This is a genomic window from Anabaena sp. CA = ATCC 33047, from assembly GCF_963870205.1.
GTDB lineage: Bacteria > Cyanobacteriota > Cyanobacteriia > Cyanobacteriales > Nostocaceae > Trichormus.
The window spans coordinates 154,303-174,333 of record NZ_CAWMSA010000043.1 but is presented as its reverse complement, the minus strand read 5'-3'; the positions used below and the strand labels follow the sequence as shown (position 1 = coordinate 174,333).

Annotated in this window: 20 protein-coding genes; 7 read left to right on the top strand and 13 right to left on the bottom strand. The window is 42.4% G+C overall.

The genetic code is table 11. The annotated features are described in order from the left end of the window. Position 1: 1 nt before the first annotated feature. From AACS98_RS11815 to AACS98_RS11800, 4 genes are all read right to left on the bottom strand, one after another. Entirely contained in the window at positions 2 to 1,492 is a 1,491-nt protein-coding gene (locus AACS98_RS11815) for a glycosyl hydrolase family 57 (RefSeq protein ID WP_066379981.1), read from the bottom strand. A gap of 208 nt (positions 1,493 to 1,700) precedes the next feature. After that, entirely contained in the window at positions 1,701 to 2,564 is an 864-nt protein-coding gene (locus AACS98_RS11810) for an SDR family NAD(P)-dependent oxidoreductase (protein ID WP_066379980.1), read from the bottom strand. Positions 2,565 to 3,030: 466 nt separating this feature from the next. Beyond that, positions 3,031 to 4,674 (bottom strand): alpha/beta hydrolase, encoded by a 1,644-nt coding sequence (locus AACS98_RS11805; protein WP_066379979.1) that lies wholly within the window; start codon positions 4,672 to 4,674, stop codon positions 3,031 to 3,033. Positions 4,675 to 4,791: 117 nt separating this feature from the next. After that, positions 4,792 to 5,409 carry a hypothetical protein gene (locus AACS98_RS11800; protein WP_066380093.1) on the bottom strand — a complete coding sequence of 206 codons (618 nt, stop codon included), beginning with the start codon at positions 5,407 to 5,409 and terminating at the stop codon, positions 4,792 to 4,794. 525 nt (positions 5,410 to 5,934) lie between these two features. Between AACS98_RS11800 and rpsD the strand changes: the two genes are divergently transcribed. Beyond that, complete coding sequence (gene rpsD / locus AACS98_RS11795; protein WP_066379977.1) at positions 5,935 to 6,543, top strand: 30S ribosomal protein S4; 609 nt, start codon at positions 5,935 to 5,937, stop codon at positions 6,541 to 6,543. An 85-nt stretch (positions 6,544 to 6,628) separates the two neighbouring features. Here rpsD and moaA read toward each other — a convergent pair whose 3' ends face one another. After that, positions 6,629 to 7,615 carry a GTP 3',8-cyclase MoaA gene (gene moaA, locus AACS98_RS11790; protein ID WP_066379976.1) on the bottom strand — a complete coding sequence of 329 codons (987 nt, stop codon included), beginning with the start codon at positions 7,613 to 7,615 and terminating at the stop codon, positions 6,629 to 6,631. 201 nt (positions 7,616 to 7,816) lie between these two features. Here moaA and AACS98_RS11785 point away from each other — a divergent pair, with 201 nt between their 5' ends. Beyond that, the gene (locus AACS98_RS11785) at positions 7,817 to 8,578 is read left to right on the top strand and encodes an ABC transporter ATP-binding protein (protein WP_066379974.1); all 762 of its coding nucleotides are present in this window, start codon (positions 7,817 to 7,819) and stop codon (positions 8,576 to 8,578) included. A gap of 182 nt (positions 8,579 to 8,760) precedes the next feature. Here the strand turns inward: AACS98_RS11785 and AACS98_RS11780 are convergent, their stop codons facing one another. Then, positions 8,761 to 9,291 (bottom strand): orange carotenoid protein N-terminal domain-containing protein, encoded by a 531-nt coding sequence (locus AACS98_RS11780; RefSeq protein WP_066379973.1) that lies wholly within the window; start codon positions 9,289 to 9,291, stop codon positions 8,761 to 8,763. Between the two features lie 209 nt (positions 9,292 to 9,500). On the opposite strand from AACS98_RS11780, the gene AACS98_RS11775 reads away from it, so the two are divergent. After that, on the top strand, positions 9,501 to 9,875 hold the full coding sequence (locus AACS98_RS11775) for a hypothetical protein (protein ID WP_066379971.1): 375 nt from the start codon (positions 9,501 to 9,503) through the stop codon (positions 9,873 to 9,875). A gap of 254 nt (positions 9,876 to 10,129) precedes the next feature. On the opposite strand, the gene AACS98_RS11770 is transcribed toward AACS98_RS11775, so the two are convergent. Further along, complete coding sequence (locus tag AACS98_RS11770) at positions 10,130 to 10,765, bottom strand: HAD-IA family hydrolase (RefSeq protein ID WP_066379969.1); 636 nt, start codon at positions 10,763 to 10,765, stop codon at positions 10,130 to 10,132. Next, positions 10,740 to 11,714: a tRNA epoxyqueuosine(34) reductase QueG gene (gene queG / locus AACS98_RS11765; protein ID WP_066379967.1), complete on the bottom strand. Its 975-nt coding sequence runs from the start codon at positions 11,712 to 11,714 to the stop codon at positions 10,740 to 10,742. Before queG ends, AACS98_RS11770 begins: the two co-directional genes overlap by 26 nt. Positions 11,715 to 11,931: 217 nt before the next feature. On the opposite strand from queG, the gene AACS98_RS11760 reads away from it, so the two are divergent. Together AACS98_RS11760 and AACS98_RS11755 are read left to right on the top strand one after the other, a co-directional pair. Continuing rightward, positions 11,932 to 12,450 (top strand): orange carotenoid protein N-terminal domain-containing protein, encoded by a 519-nt coding sequence (locus AACS98_RS11760; protein WP_066379965.1) that lies wholly within the window; start codon positions 11,932 to 11,934, stop codon positions 12,448 to 12,450. A gap of 182 nt (positions 12,451 to 12,632) precedes the next feature. Continuing rightward, entirely contained in the window at positions 12,633 to 13,061 is a 429-nt protein-coding gene (locus AACS98_RS11755) for a nuclear transport factor 2 family protein (protein ID WP_066379962.1), read from the top strand. Between the two features lie 7 nt (positions 13,062 to 13,068). On the opposite strand, the gene AACS98_RS11750 is transcribed toward AACS98_RS11755, so the two are convergent. The 4 genes from AACS98_RS11750 to AACS98_RS11735 all read right to left on the bottom strand — a co-directional run bounded on the left by AACS98_RS11750 (position 13,069) and on the right by AACS98_RS11735 (position 16,879). Then, complete coding sequence (locus AACS98_RS11750; RefSeq protein ID WP_066380091.1) at positions 13,069 to 13,506, bottom strand: hypothetical protein; 438 nt, start codon at positions 13,504 to 13,506, stop codon at positions 13,069 to 13,071. Between the two features lie 359 nt (positions 13,507 to 13,865). Next, on the bottom strand, positions 13,866 to 14,303 hold the full coding sequence (locus AACS98_RS11745; RefSeq protein WP_066379961.1) for an ATP-binding protein: 438 nt from the start codon (positions 14,301 to 14,303) through the stop codon (positions 13,866 to 13,868). A gap of 3 nt (positions 14,304 to 14,306) precedes the next feature. Next, complete coding sequence (locus AACS98_RS11740) at positions 14,307 to 15,980, bottom strand: SpoIIE family protein phosphatase (RefSeq protein ID WP_066379960.1); 1,674 nt, start codon at positions 15,978 to 15,980, stop codon at positions 14,307 to 14,309. A gap of 176 nt (positions 15,981 to 16,156) precedes the next feature. Next, the gene (locus tag AACS98_RS11735) at positions 16,157 to 16,879 is read right to left on the bottom strand and encodes a response regulator (RefSeq protein ID WP_066379957.1); all 723 of its coding nucleotides are present in this window, start codon (positions 16,877 to 16,879) and stop codon (positions 16,157 to 16,159) included. 498 nt (positions 16,880 to 17,377) lie between these two features. Here AACS98_RS11735 and AACS98_RS11730 point away from each other — a divergent pair, with 498 nt between their 5' ends. Together AACS98_RS11730 and ftsE are read left to right on the top strand one after the other, a co-directional pair. Beyond that, the gene (locus AACS98_RS11730) at positions 17,378 to 18,130 is read left to right on the top strand and encodes a WecB/TagA/CpsF family glycosyltransferase (protein WP_066379955.1); all 753 of its coding nucleotides are present in this window, start codon (positions 17,378 to 17,380) and stop codon (positions 18,128 to 18,130) included. Positions 18,131 to 18,457: 327 nt separating this feature from the next. Beyond that, positions 18,458 to 19,126: a cell division ATP-binding protein FtsE gene (gene ftsE / locus AACS98_RS11725; RefSeq protein ID WP_066380089.1), complete on the top strand. Its 669-nt coding sequence runs from the start codon at positions 18,458 to 18,460 to the stop codon at positions 19,124 to 19,126. A 65-nt stretch (positions 19,127 to 19,191) separates the two neighbouring features. Here the strand turns inward: ftsE and AACS98_RS11720 are convergent, their stop codons facing one another. Further along, positions 19,192 to 19,956: an armadillo-type fold-containing protein gene (locus tag AACS98_RS11720; RefSeq protein WP_066379954.1), complete on the bottom strand. Its 765-nt coding sequence runs from the start codon at positions 19,954 to 19,956 to the stop codon at positions 19,192 to 19,194. Positions 19,957 to 20,031 lie beyond the last annotated feature (75 nt).

Genomic DNA, 20,031 nt, shown 5'->3' with positions numbered 1-20,031 from the left:
TCTAATTCATACTCAGTAAATCGTGTCCACGCCGATAAATTTCACCTGCATAGTCTGTCCAATTACCTTGTCCCCAATAGCGAAAACAGCTTGTTTGCAGTAACAAATTATTTAGCAATGCTTGACGATATTCTGATTTTTTGGTAATAGATTTATTTGCGGAGTTAATTAATAAGTTATCAAACTTTTGATGAAATAAACTACTTAATTCATACATGGGAGATAAAACATTATCATAACCTTTTACCCAACTGATATGATTAGTCCAAGAGGCTCCATCTACATGAAAGTTTGGGTTAATTTGCTTTAATTCTTGAATAGCATTTTCCACAGCTTCAGGTTGATAATTATCTAGGTTGACTCGTTGCCAGATTTGATGTTGCCCTACAGGTTGACACTGGGGAAAATCTTCTGATTGACAACCAGTCGCCTCAATTAATTCTAAATATTCAGTACCACACACCCCAACAACATGGGATTTTCCACCACCGTTGTTGAGCATATCCCACCAAGCTTGTTTGAAGGCGTTAGGAAATTCATTCATCATCACGCCGCCATTTTCACCGTCACCAATTTGACTGACTATTGGTGGAATCAAGTTTGTTCCTAACTGTTGTTTTGATAAAGTTTTAGCTTCATAATATGGCTGCATTTGCCCAACTAACTTAGTATCTGAACCTTGGGTTTTAATTAAAGCAGTAATACTAATAGTTTCGCCTTGGGAATTGCGAGCCATCAGCCGATGTGGTAAATGTTTATGAGTTAAAGATTGACCATCAATTGTTTCTACTGAATGTTCTTGTACAAGTAACCAGCGATAGCCACATTCTTTTAAAGCTTTGACAAATGCGAATAATGTATCGGGGTGATTTGGTAGGTGCATTTCTGGCGGCGAAAATCCTTTAACTCGCGCTAGTGCTTCCCAGCCAAAAATTGCGGCAAAATGTTGTTGCCATGCGAGGATATGTAATTTAATATCTGGTATGGGGGTAGATGGTACAACAGCATGACCCCACATTGTCCCTAACCATTCTACATAGGGTTGATAGGTAGGGTTGCAAGTAATCCGCTTGAGATTATCTAGTATATCGTTGCGTCCCATTTGTCGGAGTCCCCACAACAGATTACCAGAGTAATCTAACATGACGCGGGGATTGCAACCTTGATTGACAAGTTCGGGAATGAAATCACCCATGCGACTGTAACAATCAGCAAAAGGTGCAGCGTTGTGGTTGTCGCCTTCATGGGGATGTTCAAACATATATTGCAGATTGCTGATTAGTTGGCCACCGCTACCAGCTGGTATAGTAGGTTGGTGGAAATGTAAGGCGATCGCAAATGTTGCATTGACATCCTCTAACCTGATATTGGTTGAAGGTAAGAACACAGGCGCATCATGATTAACTACAGAAATCACCTCAGCTTCCCATCCAGATATATTCGGTAAACCATCAATAATTTCTGGCAGGGTGGAATTTTGTGAGGATAGCATTTTGTTGACTCTGCAAACAAGAATACCTGATTATAGTTTGTAGTGAGGACTTTAATCCTCTCTTAAACAAGCTATCCCAACAAAATCATCTCTTGTAGGGTGCGTCATCTGCGATGATTTGGTAAATATCAACAGATTTTCCACATCTGACGCACCTTAACCCAGGAAATAAGGACTAAAGTCCTTACTACGAACTCAAAAGACAATTTTACGGCTTGCGAGCAAATACAAAGGGAAAGCGTGGTTCTGTCCAGAATAAATCAGCAAAACGCTGGAATTTGGTCAAAAAACTCGGTTTTGCTGCTCCTGTGGGTGCTGCGATTTTTAAAATCAATTCCAGCAACCCAGGTGCTAAACGTTGACACCACACCGCTAAATGACTTTGCCAACCTACTAAAATTTCTGGTGAATCTTTTTTTAATCCTATAACAAGGGCTTTGGCTACTTGTTGGGGAGTCATGGGTATTACCCAGCGAAATAGTTTTAAGTCGCGCACCATGTCTGTGTCGGTGAGAGTAGGCAACAAGGCTTTGACTTGGATGTTGTACTCTGCGAGTTCTTGACGCAAAGCTTGGGTAAATCCTAAGATGGCAAACTTTGTTGCTGAATATGTCGCCATTGTCGGGGCGGCTACTTTCCCCATTAAGCTGGAAACATTGATAATTGTTCCCTGTCTTTGGCTAGCCATGCGTTTGGCTATCAGACTGGTGAGGGTGTACATTCCCAATAAGTTTACAGACAGTTCTTCTTGCAGTTGCGGGATTTTGGAACGCAGAAATGAGTTTTGGTATGCTACACCTGCACAGTTGATTAACAGGTGAATAGGGCCATAACTGCGCCAAATTTGAGCAATGGCGATGTTAACTTCTGTTACTTGCGTTAAATCAATCGCTAAGGTGGTTGCTTCAACGCCCATTGCTTCGATTTCTTGGGCTACTTCTCTTAATTTTCGGCGATCGCGCGCTACTAAGATCAGCCGTTTTACACCTTGTTGTCCTAATTCTAAGGCGATCGCTCGCCCAATGCCACGAGAAGCCCCTGTTATCAGGGCAACTTTCCCTTGAAGATTCATACTTGTTCACCTCCAGAGTCTAAGTCTTACCCCAGTGCATCAACTATCAGCACCACATCCTGCACAGGCTAAGACAAATCATCGGTTTTGCTCAAAATCTCAACAGTAATTAGTTCTCAGCGATCAAATCTTTTTGTTCGACTAATTTGCATTGCTCACAGTTTCCAGATTGCAAATCAATGCTGTACACTCTTGGCTGAATAGATTAGCTCTTATGTTTTACCCCTCCTGAACCAGAGCGTTTTTCAGCATCATTGTCAATACACACACTAGCAATTAAATCAAGCAGTTGCAATCTTTTTTAATAAGTATTTCTTAATACTTGTTTATAAGAATATATATAAGCTTCGTAATCTGCAATAAGTTTTTATAAATACTACGCCCTCAATATGGCGATCTCCTGACAATTAGTCATTAGTCATTAGTCATTAGTCATTAGTTTTTCTCCCCCTGCCCCCCTGCCCCCCTACTTCCTGATAGCTTGATTTAACTGTTCTGTACTCAAGTAATCTATGAGACTGAGATTGAGGGGAGATTTACTAATATATTGGGCGTAGGATGGTTGTAAATAAACGCGGTATTCAGTGCGATTGATCAGATTAGTTTCTAAAAAAGCTACACTTAAGGCTTTGAGATAGGAATAAGCAGCAGTAGGATCAGGGCCAAGTAAAGCATCGGGTACAGGTAATACTTTACTCTCAGGATCAGATTCACCTATAAAAGTAAAATGAGAGCCGTTTTCAACTAAGGCTAAGTATTTATTAGGGTTAGTCAGCCAAGTAAAGGGACGAATTTGTTCGGGTACTGGTGGGGCGAAAATATCTTGACTACCTGCTACTAACATCACAGGGAGGGAAATTTGACTGATCCCAGTTTCACCAAAAATTGCGCTATTGACGGGGTTAACCGCAATGATGGCTTTGATGCGTTCATCCTTTAACCCATAGTTGTTGAAAGCTAACTGAGTTGCTTGACACTGCAAAATTAACGATAAATTCAAATATGAGTTATTGGGTTGACACTCTTGGCGGAGTGCTTCAAAATTAAACTTTGCACCTGCTAAGGCTAAGACAGTATAGCCTCCCAGAGATTGACCAATTGCGGCTACTTGCTGGAAATTGAGTTTACCCTGAAGCTGGGGATCGAAAGTTTCTCTCCGTTGCAGTTCATCGAGTAGAAACTTGATATCTAAAGGTCGATCAATAAATTCCTGTGGTTCGGGTGGTTGTGCTAAACCAGCAAAGTATTGCTGAAAGCGTTGAGCATTACTACCAGGATGTTCTAATGCAGCTACAGCGTAGCCGTAGGATGCGAGATGTTCGGCTAAATAAGCAAAAGTGTAGCGGTCTGAGGCGATACCATGAGAAATGACAACTAAGGGGAAAGGTGGTTTTTTATCAGTCTCGGTGGTGGTGGTGGGTAGGTAGACATCCACAGGGAGACGGCGATCGCGTGACAGATCAGTTAATGTTAAACTAATTTTTTGCCAAGGGAACTTTCCAGGCGATCGCAAATCTGGTAGTTTTGGTAATAGGGATAAATCCGACTGAGATTGAAGAGTTTGCCTCAATGCTTGTTGTTGCAAATCAGCCACAACTTTATCCCTAGTTTTGAGTAATTGGGACAAATCGTCAATTATTTCGACTGCTTCCGTAAAATTTAGTCGCAGGCGATCGCTGGGAAACTGCCGCAGTACATTAATCAGTGACAAACCCTCTGGGGAAGCAGCCGACAAAATTAACGCAGCACGTAAAGCATAGAAACCATTGCGGCGAGAATCAGTTAACAGTAATTCTCCTAGTCTTTGTAATACCTGTTCACCAACTGGCGAGTAAGTCACTTGAGATACTAACGTAGGCGTGACATTGAAACGAATTTGCAGTAATTCCCGTAGTTGAGCCAGTTGTTCAGGTGTGGCGCGTTGGGCGTAAAATCTCAAGTCATCATCTATCTTCCCTTCTTTAGCAAAAGTTTCTAACGAATCCACAGGTAGGGTAAATTCCCCAAAGGGAGGGTAAAAAAAACTGATGCTTTCTGCGCTAAAGCCGGGAGTAGCCGTTAAAAATGTAGATATTAAACCTAAACTCAGATATTTGAGTATCTTTTTCATAAGAATAGCCGGCTTTTTTACCCCGCAATTCCGCATAAACTTACCCTTTGGTTGGGTGTGTCAGCCTCCTTGCGGGAATAGGTGAGCGATTAACTCACCCCAAAATTTGATAAAACTTTATCTATTACCGGGACTGCCAGGAATTGGTTGAGAATCAAAGGTAGGACTGAATGTTGTGGGTGGTTGATTGGGTGGAGTCAAGGAAGGTATACCACCAATGCGATCGCTACCATCAATACAAGTATCAAGAGCCTGAATCGGGGCAATGTCTATCTGACTACGTAAACCTACTACACACCGAGCAAAACGCTCTGGTAAGAGAGTGCGACTACAATAGTTTAACACTGCTGGGTTAACTGCTTGTTGAGTATTGCGACTAACGGAAACCACACAAGTAGCTAATTCCTTGGGTCGTCTTGCTTGTCCACACACAGAAAGCGCATCAGTAGCACTAATCTCTGTACGATTTTTAATAAAAACCACACAGGAAGATAAATCTGTCGGACGTAACGCCGCCGCACAAGCTTGTGCTGCTGCTTGTCCGCTTATACCCACACCTAAGAGTCTCCCTGCACAGGCGCGATAGTTATTGTCATAAGAACCACTAACAGCCATACTGGGGACGCTGATTCCTACACAACCAACCACAGCCAAAATTGGTGCTGTCAACCGCATCAGAGAATTTTTAAATTTTCCTGGTTGGGTTTCCCAGCCACTAACCACTGTTTTACTCATTGCCATTCTCCAAACACCCAAGGTTATGCTAACTCAAATGTGCAGCCAATCGAAGGCAAATCAGGCAAAACCAGAGAAAAGGGGGAGTGGGGGGAGTAGGGGAAGAAGAACTTTTACCCAATCAACAGTCAACAATCAACAATCAACAATTTTTTGTTAAAATAATGATTTGTCAGAATTCTTAAATTTGCTGACCGTCAGAACAGTTAGGAAATAAGTTTGATTTCCTACTGTGTAATCTCACAATTCCGATCCGTCACTGGTATCTCAAAATCAGCCCATACGGAAAAGAGCTAAAAGAAATTAAATACCCTGGGACACAGGGGAATTTACGCTTGTGGGAGTAGTCCGTTAAGCGGCTGGCTTGAAAAAGTGTAGTCGGACTAGACATGAACTTGTAAGACCAAGACTAGGTTTGCTTAGTCAAGGCAATGTTCAGCCCAAGAATCCTCTTGCGTTTACGCCGAGGAATGTCACAATAGTATTTCTGGGTAAAGTTTAAACAGGATTAGATTAAGGAAACTCATGTCCCGATATAGAGGGCCACGGCTTAGAATTGTACGTCGTTTGGGCGAATTGCCTGGATTAACTCGTAAGAGCGCAAGACGCGCTTATCCACCAGGTCAGCACGGTCAGAACCGCAAAAAGCGTTCTGAATACGCTGTCCGTCTAGAAGAAAAGCAAAAGCTACGTTGTAACTACGGTTTGACCGAAAAGCAGCTGTTACGCTATGTGCGTAAGGCTAGACGGGTAACTGGTTCTACCGGACAAGTGCTGTTGCAATTGCTAGAGATGCGCTTGGATAATACCGTTTTCCGCTTGGGTATGGCTCCCACTATCCCAGCTGCTAGACAGTTGGTGAATCATGGTCACGTTACAGTTAACGGTCGTGTAGTGAATATCGCCAGCTATCAAACTCGTCCCGGTGAAGTAATTGCGGTCAGAGACAGAGCGCAATCCCGGAAGTTGGTGGAGAATAATTTACAATATCCCGGTCTAGCTAACCTTCCCAATCATTTAGAGTTTGATAAAAACAAACTGGAAGGTAAGGTAAACAGTGTCATTGAACGCGAATGGGTGGCACTACAAGTTAACGAACTGCTGGTCGTGGAATACTACTCACGACAAGCCTAGTTCTTGGTCAATAGTCCACAGTCAATAGTTCATAGTCAGATGATAATTAATAGTTGACTAATGACTATTGACTAATGACTAATGACTAACCCCCAATTTGCGACATGGTACGGCTGTAAGCTCCTGTAGTACCAGAGTCGCGCTGTTTAAAGTTAATTTCTGGCTTGATTGTCAATAAATTTCTGACCTGCTCTTGTAACTGGTGGATGCTTACACCAGAGCGCAAAGCCGTTTTTAAGTCTATTTGACCAGTTTCATTTAATAAACAAGGTCTGAGCCAGCCATCCGCACTCAGACGCATCCGGTTACAGCGATCGCAAAAACATTCTGACATTTGACTGATAAATCCTAGTGTCCCCTTCGCGCCGGGAATTTGGAAGACATCCGCAGGGCCAGCACCACAAACTTGGGATTCTGTCAAGCCCCAACGCTCGCGAATTTGTTGACGTAATTCGGCTGAAGATATCCAACCGCGATCGCTAAATAAATCCCCATTACCAATGGGCATAAACTCAATAAATCTCACGTGCCATTGTTTATCAATAGTTAAAGCCGCTAAATCTAAAATTTCATGGTCGTTAACCCCTGGAATTACCACCACATTTAACTTTAAAGGGTCAAATCCCACACCATAAGCGGCTTGAATACCATCCCAAACTTGTCGCCAACGAGAACGTCCGCCACTACCAATAATTTTGTCAAAAATATCAGGATCAAGGGAATCTAGGCTAATATTAATCCGTCTCAAACCAGCATCATAGAGACTCTGCGCTAAAGGTGCGAGTAAAAAGCCATTGGTAGTCATAGCCAAGTCTTGAGTTTGGGGTAAAGATGCGATCGCGCTTACCAAATCCACCACACGGGGACGCAGTAACGGTTCTCCCCCCGTCAACCGGAAGCGACGAAAACCCACAGGAATAAATACCTCACGAATTAAAGTCAGCAATTCCTGATCAGTGAGTAACTGTTGCTTGAGGATATAATCTAGCTCTGCCCCCTCTGGCATACAATACTGACAGCGAAAATTACAGCGATCTATTAAGCTGATGCGGAGGTAGTCTACCTGATTCATTGTAAATTTTATGTTTATCGTGTGCGATCGTTGTTGTTTGCCACTGATTAGTCCAAGTAAATACTATCCTAGTAGGTGGGGAGGCTCTTGAGACAAGGGAGCAGAGGAAGCTATTGACTTGTAGAGACGTTGCATGCAACGTCTCTACATATACGCCCAATAATATATGTCTAATCCCCAATCCCCAATAACTAATAACTTATGCCAAACACTATTTCAATTACAGATTCTCTGGTTCCCAATCCTGCGCCGACATCAGCAATTATTCGACTAGAAAATATTTTTAAAGTTTATGGCAGTGGTGAAACTGAAGTCAAAGCCCTGAATGATGTGAATTTAGGGATTAACGAGGGTGAATATTGTTCTATCATGGGGCCTTCTGGTTCAGGTAAATCTACAGCCATGAATATCATCGGCTGTTTAGATCGCCCAAGTACAGGACATTATTTTTTAGATAATGTCGATGTGGCAGAAATGCAAGATGCAGATTTGGCAAACATTCGGAATAAAAAATTGGGGTTTGTCTTCCAGCAATTCCACCTTTTACCCCAACTGAGTGCTTTAGAAAATGTGATGTTGCCAATGGTGTATGCTGGTGTCAACCCTAACGAAAGACGCGATCGCGCCGCCGAAGCACTGACAAAAGTCGGTTTAGCAAATCGCATCAACAACAAACCCACTCAACTATCTGGCGGACAACAACAAAGGGTAGCGATCGCCCGTGCTATTGTCAACCGTCCCGTTGTCCTTTTAGCTGATGAACCGACTGGCGCGCTTGATTCACGCACCACTCAAGAAGTTTTAGATATTTTTACAGAATTAAATTCCAGTGGGATTACTGTAGTTATGGTAACGCACGAGCCAGAAGTTGCTCGTCAAACCCATCGTATAGTCTGGTTCCGTGATGGTAAAGTAGTGCATTCCCACCTCACACCAGAAGACTTAAACCACGTAGCTACATAAACTATTCCCCCCTCCCGCGTCGGGAAGGAGGTTAGTCTTGTAGGGTGCGTCAGACTGATTAAATGATGTCAATAAATCTATTTTTGCTATCTGACGCACTCTACTAATATGCCAGTTACGTAAGTCCTGATAAACTGTTCCCCCTTCCCGCGTCGGGAAGGGGGTTAGGGGGTTAGGTCTATTTAAAGACTAGATGTTTTGCCAGTTTCCGCTTGCGTGGCAATCGGCTTGACATCAGTGTAACCCATTTCTGAGGCGAGCGATCGCAACACCGAAATTTGCCCTTCAAAATCTAATTCTTCAATTCGAGTTAATAAATTGTTAATTTTTGCACTACGCTGGTAGCTATCTGGCATTCCTACCACTGTATCGCCCATACCTACAGCCCAAGCATACCAGACGAATAGCTGATTATTTTCTTTTAAAGCACCATAAGCACGAGAATATTCTGTATCTTCACAGTTAACAATTTCGCGCATAATCGCTAATTGTTGTTCATCTGATAGTCGAAAAAAGTCATCGAATAAAAGCGGTGCTAACTCTGGTTCGGCGGCAGTGGGATCGGCTGGAGTTACCGAATCCCCCATTTTTTCATAAACAAAATATAGCCAAGCTAATTTGCCATCAGTATCTAAAGTGTTAAAAACTTCTACTAACTTTTGAGTTTCTGGGCTGAGAGCTTGCGGTGTTTTCTGCTCGTAACTAGCAGTCATAATTTTTTCCCAATCAATTATAATATACTTACGATTATCAAATTTCAACTATTAGCATCTACTGACCAGAGAAATAATTAAAATAATTAAATCTTGCTAATTTCTCTATCTTTGAATAGAGTGAAAATCTCTCTTCTGGGGGCTAAAAAATAGACAATCACCTTGTTATGCTCACCACAGCAATTGAAAAATTACTCAAGGTGTGAACTATGCCTGATGAAGTGAAGCCTAATTCCGTTGAAGCTCCTACCCATGACGCAAAATTAGCGGCTGAAAGGATAGCTAGTGGTGCAGAAAAAACACCAATGGTTGATTATGAAGCTGACTATGCAGCAGCACAAGAATTGAGTGTTAGTGAAATTGATCGCACAGGCGAAGGTGCAAATGCTGCAAAAGCGGCGACTCAATCTAAATATGAAATTCCTCAGCCAGAAGAAACCACTACTCCAGCACAAGCAACGGGTAATCCTGATGATTATTTAGAGTTAGCTAAGGAAGTTGGAGCTTCCAAGGATGAAGCTGTCACTAGCGTCAATGATGATTTAGTACAAAAAGCTTTGAAAAAAGGTAAACCTAAAAAATAGTCATTAGTCATTAGTCATTAGTCTCTCTCCTCCGCTTCCTCCGCTTCCTCCACTCCCCTGCTTCCTAATAGTATCCAGTCCCCATCATGCGGTGCGTTGCTTTAACGCACCCTACAATTTTAGGACTTACGCAACTGTCACACTCAATATGTCTTGTCGGGTGCGTCAGACGGCTTAAATGCTGTCAATAAACAGATTGTTGATATCTGACGCACCCTACTATTATGCCAGTTGCGTAAGTCCTGAATTTGTTATTAGCACTTTTTAATTACTGGTAATAACTCACTAGGTTGATGAATTAAAAAGTCTGGATTTTGTTTGGCTAATATTTCAGGAGAATTAAAGCCCCAAGTTACAGCAATTACTTTGATTTTAGCTTTTTTTGAGGCTTCTATATCTCTGGTTTCGTCGCCTACATAAATCACAAACTGAGTTTTGATTTGTTTTTGCTTGAGTACATTATTAATGATGGTAGTTTTGCCAAAAATAGTTACTCCTGAATAGATAAACTCAAAATAACTATCTAATTGATGGCTTTTCAGAAACGCTGTGACATTATCCTGGGAATTAGATGTAATAATTCCCAACTTATAGCCATGAATTTGTAACTCTTCTAGTGCCTCTTTCATTCCAGGAATGGGTTTCAATTCCTGGATTTTATTTTTTAATTCTGTCTTAACTTTTTTGACTAGAAAAGGGATTTTGAAGACAGAAATTCCTGAATATTTAATGATTTCTCTAGATGATAAATTTCTCAGGAGTTTCAACTCTTCTGGCGTAATTTGGACATAACCAAAATCTACGGCTAAACGATTGGCAATACTTACAAGCGCATCTACAGTATCCGCAATCGTGCCATCAAAATCAAAGATAATCACTTTCTGGGTCATTACTTTGTTGGGATGCGTCAAGATTAGCACGGGCATTTCGTCTTAACATTTCCGGCTTTATCCGTCGTAATGCTGAAGCCGGAAATCTTCTATCCCACTCCTCATTAGAGATTTGCGCTAATTCTACCAGTTTTGGGGCAATATTTTCAGGATAAGGTTGAAAATCTGCCACGTCTGTTGTTTGAGCAAAACGTTGATTCCAAGGACAAACATCTTGGCAAATATCGCAACCAGCTACCCAGCCTTGCAGATGGGGTGTAATTTCTGCTGGTAATGTTTCTGCCCGATTCTCTATCGTATGATAAGCTATGCAACGATTAGCATCAACTACAAAGGGTTGGGTAATTGCACCTGTAGGACAAGCTTCTATGCAACGAGTACAGCTACCGCAGTGTTCGGTATGGGGGCGATCGCTCTCTAGTTCCAGATTTGTCAACACCTCACCCAAAAATACCCAAGAGCCATACTCTCTAGTAATTACATTACCATTTTTCGCAATCCATCCAATCCCGGCTCGTTGCGCCCAGACTTTATCTTGAATCGGGCCTGTATCTGCATAGTATCGAGCTTGAATACTTGAATCTAGTGATTCTAACCAGCTAGTTAGTGCTTTGAGTCGCTTGTGCATCACCTTATGATAATCTCTCCCCCAGCCATAACGGGAGATTTTAGCGTATTCTTCGCCTTCCGGGCGTTGGTGTGGGGTGTAGTAATTCATCGCCACACACACAAGCGATCGCGCCTCTGACATCACCAAACTAACATCCTGACGCTTCGGGTTCGCCATCCACGCCATATCCGCATGATAACCCAGCCTTATCCATGCTTGCAGCCTCTCGGCTTCTGTATTCTTACCTTGATCTACAGCAGCAATCCCAACTTGATGAAAACCCAACTCTTTGGCCTTTTCTTTTACCACACTGCTGTTAACTATGGAACCGGGCTGCATTTGTATCACACAATTTTGCCAAAATGGCGGCACTCCTATTATACATAAGGTATTCAAGAATGAAGTTCAATATTTACTACCCCTATCATTTGTAAATTTTATTTGCCATTTGTAAATAAATGATGCAACATAGAGACAAGAGGTCAAGCAAGCTCAAAGTGATGCAACCTCCTAACGAAAACACAGCCCACTTATACACATAGACTGTGGTGCAATCATGACATTCACTTCTGATTCCTCTTCAATTCGCCTGTCTCAAGCTGTTAACGGTATCCAGACTGGTGATGCTGTTGCTGCCACCACTGCTGTATTTCAAAGCCTCAGCGTAGATGACCAATTAGCAGTGTTATGGTACGCTTACACAGAAATGGGTCGTTCAATTACACCTGCTGCTACAGGTGCTGCTCGTTTACAGTTAGCAGAAGGTTTGTTAAATCAAATTAAGCAAATGTCTCACGCAGAGCAACTAGAAGTCATGCGTGACTTAGCTGCTAAGAGAAATACCCAATTTACTCGCTCCTACGGTATTTTCAGCGCGAATACAAAGCTAGCTTTCTGGTACGAATTATCAGAATTAATGGTCAAAGGTTTTGTTATCCCTGTCCCCACAGGCTATAAAATCTCTCGTGATGGTTCTCAGGTACTAGAAGCACTCAAGCAACTAGACTTTGGGCAACAAATCACAGTTTTGCGTCGAGTAGTGTCTGATATGGGTGTTGATCCCTTAGCTGATTAATGGGCTATCAATATCTTTCCAACCTCAATGTCACACCTGTTTTAGTTCCCAGATGATCAGTCTGGGAACAAATTCTTCCCTAAGTAAGACTGTCTGTTATGGGTATACATCCCAATAGCAGCTTTTTTTATATCTAAGCTTCGATTTTAATTGATGTTCAGCTAGCGTAATGAGGTAATTTGATGAGAGCAGCTGAATCTTTATCCAGTGCGTCCAACAGTGTGAATGCCATCCCAGGAATCACAGAACCTACCATCCTGGAGTATTTCGCCACCTTAAACGCCGGAGATTTTCTAGCAACTGCGGCTTTGTTTGCAACAGAAGGTGTGATGTATCCACCCTTTGAATCTGGTATTGTCGGGGTAGATGCGATCGCTACTTATTTACAACAAGAAGCTCAAGACATCAAAGCTGATCCCCAGCAAGGAATCACTGAACCCTGGGAAAATCATCACATCCAAGTCCAAGTTACGGGCAAAGCACAGACTTCTTGGTGTGGTGTTAACGTCCTATGGATATTTATCCTCAACGAACACAAGCAAATTACCGAGGCTAAAATCAAACTTTTAGCTTCTCCCCAAGAATTATTAGCTTTGCGCCGTGAATCATAACTATTTCCTATTGAGGAGTCACCATTGCGGCTTGCAAAGAGCGCATTAATAATTTTCTACCCAACTCAACGTCTGATGGCGCACATTGCCAATCTGGGTGTGCTGTCATCAACAAACTATCTAAAGTTTCTTGGTCAAACAAATGCCAAACCAAAGCACCATTGATTTCCGCTTCTAAGGCATAGCAGTTAGAACCAACACAGTGAATTGTCACAACACTGGCTACCCTAGCCACAGTCATTTTTTCTCCTGGTTGGAGATTGCGGAACTCACGCATAAACTGCTTCAGTTCACTCATGGAAGAAACCATCAAACCAGGCAGACCTATGATTGACTTTTGATCTCCATTCACTGCTAGCCAGTAATGACGACTGGGATCAATTCCCTCCAACCAGTGGGAATCATCAAGACGATAGCGTGGTGATAAGCAAAATAAGTCTTTCATAGGTGCAATCATGAATTCGACTTGGATTTAGGGACATTTCCCACTGCTTCACGTAGCAATCCGACAACGTGAATGCCAGCTTACTATTTAAGTATTGAATAATTATCTGTAATAGATCAAATAAAATTAGCAAAAGTTAGCAATAGTGTTAAGTTTTATCAATTAGTGGTATTGTGTTGATATGGGAGTATATTTCAGTATATATACAGATTTCCCCAAATAAAAAGACCCTTGCCTACAATTGGAAAAGGGTTCTCAGGTAATTATTCTGAATAAAAAAATACTCCACATCACCTGATAAATACCTGGTTTCGTCTCCAAGTATTTGATGAGGTGCAAAATTCTTTATGAAAATCAAACTAAACTGCCAGTTCTTGCGCTAGTTCTGGTATCCTAGCTTCTAACTTGAGACAGTTAGCACCATTAACGTGTAACTGGTATTCCACCTTATCCATCAACCGACTCATAATTAGCCATCCATAACCACCTTCTTGTTTGTCTACAGGATTAGGTGGAAAATAATCAGACACATCAAAACCAGTACCATAGTCCCAAACTTCTAAAGCCAAATCTCGCTCTTTGAGTTCCAAACGCAGCAAAATGGGGATACTAGACTTCTGCTGGTGAGCATGGCGGACTACGTTGGAGTATGCTTCTACTAACGCTAGGCGAAAACGGCTCGACTGTCTAGACCAATCAACAGAATCTCCTAGCTGGACTTTCAAGCATCCCAGCAACCAGTTTTCGACGATGTTTAAATAATTCAAGTCACTTGGAACATGAAGTTCACTTTTCATCTGTTAAAAAACCTCCAGTGAGAGTATAGTTTGGTCATCTTCTTGAACGGGGTTATCTGCCTGGATGCGAGCCAATAAATCATTGAGAGACAGTGGTTGTGCTTGTGTTTGTAATATTTGCCACAGACCATCTTGTTTCAGCATAAAACGGCTGACTGGTGAAACGCCACCCTCGGACTTTGCGGATTCTAAAAAGTTATTTGATACCATTGCTTCTGTGATGCCATCACTGGCTAGCAGTAATGTGTCTCCAGGCGCGAGAACTAAATGACCTGATTGGGCTTGCCACTTAGGTAATATTCCTATAGGAATACCCCGGACTTTCAGATAGTTCGGTGGTTCTACTTTCGTGGCTTGGCGTGACCAAACCAGGGGATAGATATGTCCAGCGTTGGCATATCTCAGTTCTCTGGTAGTAGGGTGATAACAAGCCAAGACTAAAGTAATGAAGCAATTGTTGCCCATTAAGTCATGACATAAAGCATTGTTAAGATTATGTATAACTACATTCGGATCTGCCGGTGTTTCCTGAGATAATTCCCGACGCAATACGGAAATGGCACTAGCCATGAATAAAGCAGCCGGTACACCCTTACCGGAAACGTCACCAACGGCTAACCATAAATTCCCTTTGGGATGCACGAACACCTCAAAAAAATCACCTCCCACTTCTCGCGCTGGGTAGCAGCAAGCTTGGATCTTTGCGCCTGGAATATCTGGTAAAGTTTGGCGTAGCAGGTTGTGTTGAATTTGCCGGGCAACCTCTAACTCAGCTTTGATTTGCTCTTGCTTTTCCTGAAGACGCTGGTAAAGTTTGGCTTGGGAAAGGGCTAAAGCAGCTTGTTCAGCCACACCAGCAATCAGTTGAATTTCTTCCTCATGCCAAGGATAATCTTCTCCCCACTGACATAAAGCTAGCACAGCCAGCAGGTGTTGTTGGTAACTCAGGGGGACAACTAAGTAGTTACAAGTTTTACCTGCATCTGTATCTTGAGCAATTTGATATTCACCAGTTTCTAGGACTTTCTCAATTAAAATACTGGGGTTAAAAGTATTATCTGTAACAGGAATTACTGGATTTTGATAGAAAAATTGGTTTGTTGTCAGGCTGTCACCTGCTACGGGTTGGAGTAGGCAATAAGTAGCATCAAAGGTTTCTCCGATAGTAGCGGCAATTTTTTGCAGCATACTTTCATAATCCAATGATTCTCGAATTGCCGTTGTTACCGCATTAAATAAAGATTCTCGCCGCAAAGCCCGACCTAATTCTTGGGTGCGCTTTTTAACTAAGCGATAGGTGTCAGTAGCTTGTTCGACTATAATTTTTAGCTGTTCAGGACTCCAAGGTTTGGTAATGTACTTGAATACTTGACCTGAGTTAATCGCGTCTACCAAATCTTCCACATCGGTAAAACCAGTCAGTAAAATCCGAATCGTGTCAGGAAAGCTTTCAACTGTATGACTGAGAAATTCAGTCCCATTCATTCCTGGCATTCTTTGGTCTGAGATAATTACCGCCATTTCGCCTTCTTGCTCTAGAATTGCCAAGGCGTTATGGGGATGATTGGCTTTGTATACCTGGAAATTGCGCCTAAAAGTACGGTAGAGTAAATCTAAGTTATCTGGCTCATCATCAACGACCATGAGCTTGAGTTTTTCTACCTTGGGTTCCGTCATATTTGATTTTCATTTACGGATAATTTATCAGCGAGATAGTACAATCCCTATCGCAGCAAATCACGAAAATTCGCTGAAAACGTGATGATTTTCAGCAATAGTTTTATATTTATCAGTATAACTTTACTCTTAAATTTTGTAACTCAATTTAACTCTAGGTGAGGAAAAATTGCAGATTAACCCACTAATCCAGAACGTAAAGCACGGACAGCTGCTTGAGTGCGGTCATCGGCGGATAGCTTGTTCAAGATATTACGGACATGGGTTTTTACTGTCCCGACTGTGATGTAAAGGCGTTCGGCAATTACGGCGTTGCTACAACCTTCGACAATTAACTGTAGCACTTCTAATTCTCTGTCGGTGAGAGCGCAGGGATCAAAGATATCCTGGTTTTCTGTGACATCCAGGCTGGGGGCAGCATTTTTTGGCTCGGCGGCGGCAGCAGTATCCGTTTTGGTGGGATTTTGTTTCGCTTGTTGTAATACAATGCGTGCGATCGCTGGATCTATCCAAGCATGACCATTGTAAGTTACTTTCACCGCTTCCACCAAATTATCAAACTTAATGTCTTTCATGCAGTAGGAGTCAGCCCCAGCCGCAAACGCCGCCAACACAGATTCTTTATTATCCTGAAGTGTAAGAATTAATACTTTAGTTTCTAGCTCATCGCCGTTATTAGTAGATTTTAACTCCCTTGTGAGTTCAATACCGTCTTTATCTGGTAGACCAATATCGACAATCGCTATATCTGGCTGTATTTTTTTTAACAACTTCATTCCTTCCGTAGCATTAGCAGCTTCACCTACTACTTCAATTTCTTCCCTTTGTTGTAAAGCTGTGCGAATACCCACGCGGGTAAGGTCATGATCTTCAATCAGCGCAATCCGAATTTTACTCATAGTCCGCTTCTACCCGTTACCCTCACTGAAATGACTTAATAGATGCAGTGTAAATAATTATGTTCACAGACAAATATAGAGTTTTTACTTATGAGGCTCAGACAAATGATATGATTGTTTAATATTAGGTCAAGTCTCGGTCAATTCCCGACTCAAGCCCCAAAAATTACCTATTGTCAATCGTTGCAGAGCATTCTTAGTAGGGAATTTCCAGGTTTGTGCCGATACTTGACCTATGATAGTAGCGTATTGATAGTCTAAAAAAGTTAATTTACGCGGCATTTGTCAGAAATCGATGATAAAAGCTGCTGATCAATTATAAGCTGTTGTTATTACTGAAAATAATCAATATCCAGTTCCTACAGTATCGTTGCTTTTGCCTCAGCACGGTAGTTTACCAAGTTTTACTCTCACCCAAGACTCACACACACCCTATTAAAAAATTTGATAAACTATCGTTCGAGATCATCTGGTGTGAGGCTAATTAAAAGTAGGGCTATGTTTCAAATGCCTAAAGTGTTTTCGGTGTTAGGAATACCAGTGCATGTGATGAATGACTATGCAGGCTGGTTGCTGGATTGCTTGCAACACAGTCGAGGCAGTCATGTCATCACCCTGAATGCAGAAATGACGATGCAAGCGCAGCAAAATCCTTCCTTAGCTAATGTCATTGAAAATGCCGAGTTGGTGATTCCAGATGGTGCGGGGGTAGTGCTGTATTTGCAGTGGCTACTTTGGCAAAAAGTTCAACGTTGTCCCGGTATTGAACTAGCAGAAAAGCTGTTACACGCTATGGGACAACAGCAGATAGACAAACAAGTGTTTTTCTATGGCGGTGCGCCGGGAGTCGCTGCACAAGCCGCAGCCTTTTGGCAACAGCAAATTCCGAGTCTGCACATAGCGGGTACTCACTCCGGCTACCATTCGGCTGAAGAAGAACAACAATTGCAGCAAACTCTGGCGCAATTGCAACCCCAAGTAATTTTGGTGGGTTTGGGAGTACCACGTCAAGAATTATGGATTGCCCAAAACCGTCATTTGTGTCCCCAAGCAATTTGGATTGGTGTCGGTGGCAGTTTTGATATTTGGTCAGGGACAAAATCTCGCGCCCCGGCATGGTTGGGTAATAATAATTTGGAATGGCTATATCGGTTGTATAAAGAACCTTGGCGTTGGCGGCGGATGTTAGCTTTACCCAAGTTTGCTATCAAAGCCTTTGTTTATCGATTCACAGCCAGAAGTGCAACTTAAATTCAGGGAATCGGGAATGGGGAGTAGGGGGTACAAATCAATTCAAAATACCCTGCGGGAACGCCAAAGGCGTACAAAATTCAAAATAGCCTTCTCCTATCGGAGACGCTCACGCGAACGGCAAGGCTTACGCCTACAAAATTTCAGAATCCTGGGGAAATGGGGATGAGGGAAATGAGGGAACAGGGGAGCAGAGGGAGCAGGGGAGCAGGGGAGCAGGGGGAGAAAACTTTTACCCAGTCAACAGTCAACAGATTAACAAATCCAGTAACTACTGCTGCTCAAAATGATAGTGCCACTCAGCCGCCAAATTGTAGTCCTAGTAACATGGTGCAATTACGCTCTGTGACAAAAACCTATGGTAATGGCTGCCATGCTTTGTTGGATGTGAATCTAGAGGTGAAACAAAAAGAATTCTTGTTTGTTACGGGGCCTAGTGGTTCTGGTAAGTCTACACTGTTAAAACTGCTGTATGGTGGGGAGTTACCTACACAGGGTGAAGTGATTGTCAATGAATGTAATGTATCAAGTTTGCGGGGCGATCGCTTGTCTTTATTTCGGCGACGTATTGGTATTATCTTTCAAGACTATAAGTTAATTTACCAGCGCACAGTCGCGGAAAATGTCACTTTTGTCTTAGAAGCTCAAGGCTACACCCGCAAAGAAATTCAAAGACGCTTAGAACCTACCTTAAAACTGGTGGGTTTGCTGGCTAAAGCTGATTGTTTTCCTGATCAACTTTCAGGGGGAGAACAACAGCGAGTCAGTATTGCGCGGGCGATTGTGGCAACACCACCGTTAATTTTAGCTGATGAACCCACAGGCAACCTTGATCCTGATAATTCCTGGCAAGTAATGCAAATTCTCCAAAAATTAAATTCTTTTGGGGCGACGGTAATTGTCACCACCCATGATGAGCAATTAGTCCGTCGTTGTAACAAGCCAGTAGTGCAAGTCCGTAATGGCAGACTGTATCGACAATCAGTAGTTAAATGAGGATGTTTGACTGTTGACTGGTAAAAGTTCTTCTCACCTGCTTTGAAAGCTGCGAAAGCTCTCCACTAAGAAGTAACGCGGACTTTAACTTTAGTTGCTAGCGGCTTGAGAGTTGGCAAGGGGGTAGATGGTAACTCCTCCCGTTGCAATATTTGTAAACTTTCCAAAGCAGCGTCTCGAATTGCTGTTTCTGCTTCGCGACTGAGGAGGAGGTGCAAACATTGCGCCACATCTTGCTGGTGTGCAGCATCGATTGACTGACGAGTGATGATTTTAGTCAATCTACGTACAGCAATCAACCGCTTAATGGGGTCTGGTTCTGTCAGATGCAGTAACAACTGCTCAAAGCTGTTTTCCTCACGCTGGCTGTAAAAGTTGACAATTTGCCAGACTAACAAAATTAAAGTAAATAATGTCCCCAGACCTTGGACAATAGCACCAGTCGCTATCCAATGGCTGTGGGAGTCTGTCCAAATTGCCGCCGCCATGTAAGTGCTGAGAGTGGCAATTCCCCCACTGCTGACGGCTAAGACTAATTGACGGTTTGGGCTATGGAGAAACTTTTTAATTTCTACCCAATGCAGTTGCCAATTCCATTTTTGCATTGAGTAGACCAGTAACATCACCCCAATCCCAACTAGCAAAGCCAAGAGTAATTTCCAGTTCCACAACAGCATAGCAACGACGATTGTCAAGCAGCCAAGAATAGCTCCTGGCTCTGAGAAACGCCGCCAAAATCGTTGCTTGGTGGCTTTGGTTTTAAACTCTGGAAGCAGCAAGTTAAGCGTCTGGTTAATCAATTGCTGCCAAGAAGATAAAGCCTTTGCCACAGTGTCTACCTACCTATTTCCAAATTGTCTATATTGTATTACTGATAGGACTACGCAAGTCTTATAATTAAGCTA

What these genes read in the sequence shown, in the direction of transcription:
- AACS98_RS11815 (WP_066379981.1), bottom strand. Translation starts at nt 1,492, where the DNA reads ATGCTATCCTCACAAAATTCCACCCTGCCAGAAATTATTGATGGTTTA.
- AACS98_RS11810 (WP_066379980.1), bottom strand. Translation starts at nt 2,564, where the DNA reads ATGAATCTTCAAGGGAAAGTTGCCCTGATAACAGGGGCTTCTCGTGGC.
- AACS98_RS11805 (WP_066379979.1), bottom strand. Translation starts at nt 4,674, where the DNA reads ATGAAAAAGATACTCAAATATCTGAGTTTAGGTTTAATATCTACATTT.
- AACS98_RS11800 (WP_066380093.1), bottom strand. Translation starts at nt 5,409, where the DNA reads ATGAGTAAAACAGTGGTTAGTGGCTGGGAAACCCAACCAGGAAAATTT.
- rpsD (WP_066379977.1), top strand. Translation starts at nt 5,935, where the DNA reads ATGTCCCGATATAGAGGGCCACGGCTTAGAATTGTACGTCGTTTGGGC.
- moaA (WP_066379976.1), bottom strand. Translation starts at nt 7,615, where the DNA reads ATGAATCAGGTAGACTACCTCCGCATCAGCTTAATAGATCGCTGTAAT.
- AACS98_RS11785 (WP_066379974.1), top strand. Translation starts at nt 7,817, where the DNA reads ATGCCAAACACTATTTCAATTACAGATTCTCTGGTTCCCAATCCTGCG.
- AACS98_RS11780 (WP_066379973.1), bottom strand. Translation starts at nt 9,291, where the DNA reads ATGACTGCTAGTTACGAGCAGAAAACACCGCAAGCTCTCAGCCCAGAA.
- AACS98_RS11775 (WP_066379971.1), top strand. Translation starts at nt 9,501, where the DNA reads ATGCCTGATGAAGTGAAGCCTAATTCCGTTGAAGCTCCTACCCATGAC.
- AACS98_RS11770 (WP_066379969.1), bottom strand. Translation starts at nt 10,765, where the DNA reads ATGACCCAGAAAGTGATTATCTTTGATTTTGATGGCACGATTGCGGAT.
- queG (WP_066379967.1), bottom strand. Translation starts at nt 11,714, where the DNA reads ATGCAGCCCGGTTCCATAGTTAACAGCAGTGTGGTAAAAGAAAAGGCC.
- AACS98_RS11760 (WP_066379965.1), top strand. Translation starts at nt 11,932, where the DNA reads ATGACATTCACTTCTGATTCCTCTTCAATTCGCCTGTCTCAAGCTGTT.
- AACS98_RS11755 (WP_066379962.1), top strand. Translation starts at nt 12,633, where the DNA reads ATGAGAGCAGCTGAATCTTTATCCAGTGCGTCCAACAGTGTGAATGCC.
- AACS98_RS11750 (WP_066380091.1), bottom strand. Translation starts at nt 13,506, where the DNA reads ATGAAAGACTTATTTTGCTTATCACCACGCTATCGTCTTGATGATTCC.
- AACS98_RS11745 (WP_066379961.1), bottom strand. Translation starts at nt 14,303, where the DNA reads ATGAAAAGTGAACTTCATGTTCCAAGTGACTTGAATTATTTAAACATC.
- AACS98_RS11740 (WP_066379960.1), bottom strand. Translation starts at nt 15,980, where the DNA reads ATGACGGAACCCAAGGTAGAAAAACTCAAGCTCATGGTCGTTGATGAT.
- AACS98_RS11735 (WP_066379957.1), bottom strand. Translation starts at nt 16,879, where the DNA reads ATGAGTAAAATTCGGATTGCGCTGATTGAAGATCATGACCTTACCCGC.
- AACS98_RS11730 (WP_066379955.1), top strand. Translation starts at nt 17,378, where the DNA reads ATGTTTCAAATGCCTAAAGTGTTTTCGGTGTTAGGAATACCAGTGCAT.
- ftsE (WP_066380089.1), top strand. Translation starts at nt 18,458, where the DNA reads ATGGTGCAATTACGCTCTGTGACAAAAACCTATGGTAATGGCTGCCAT.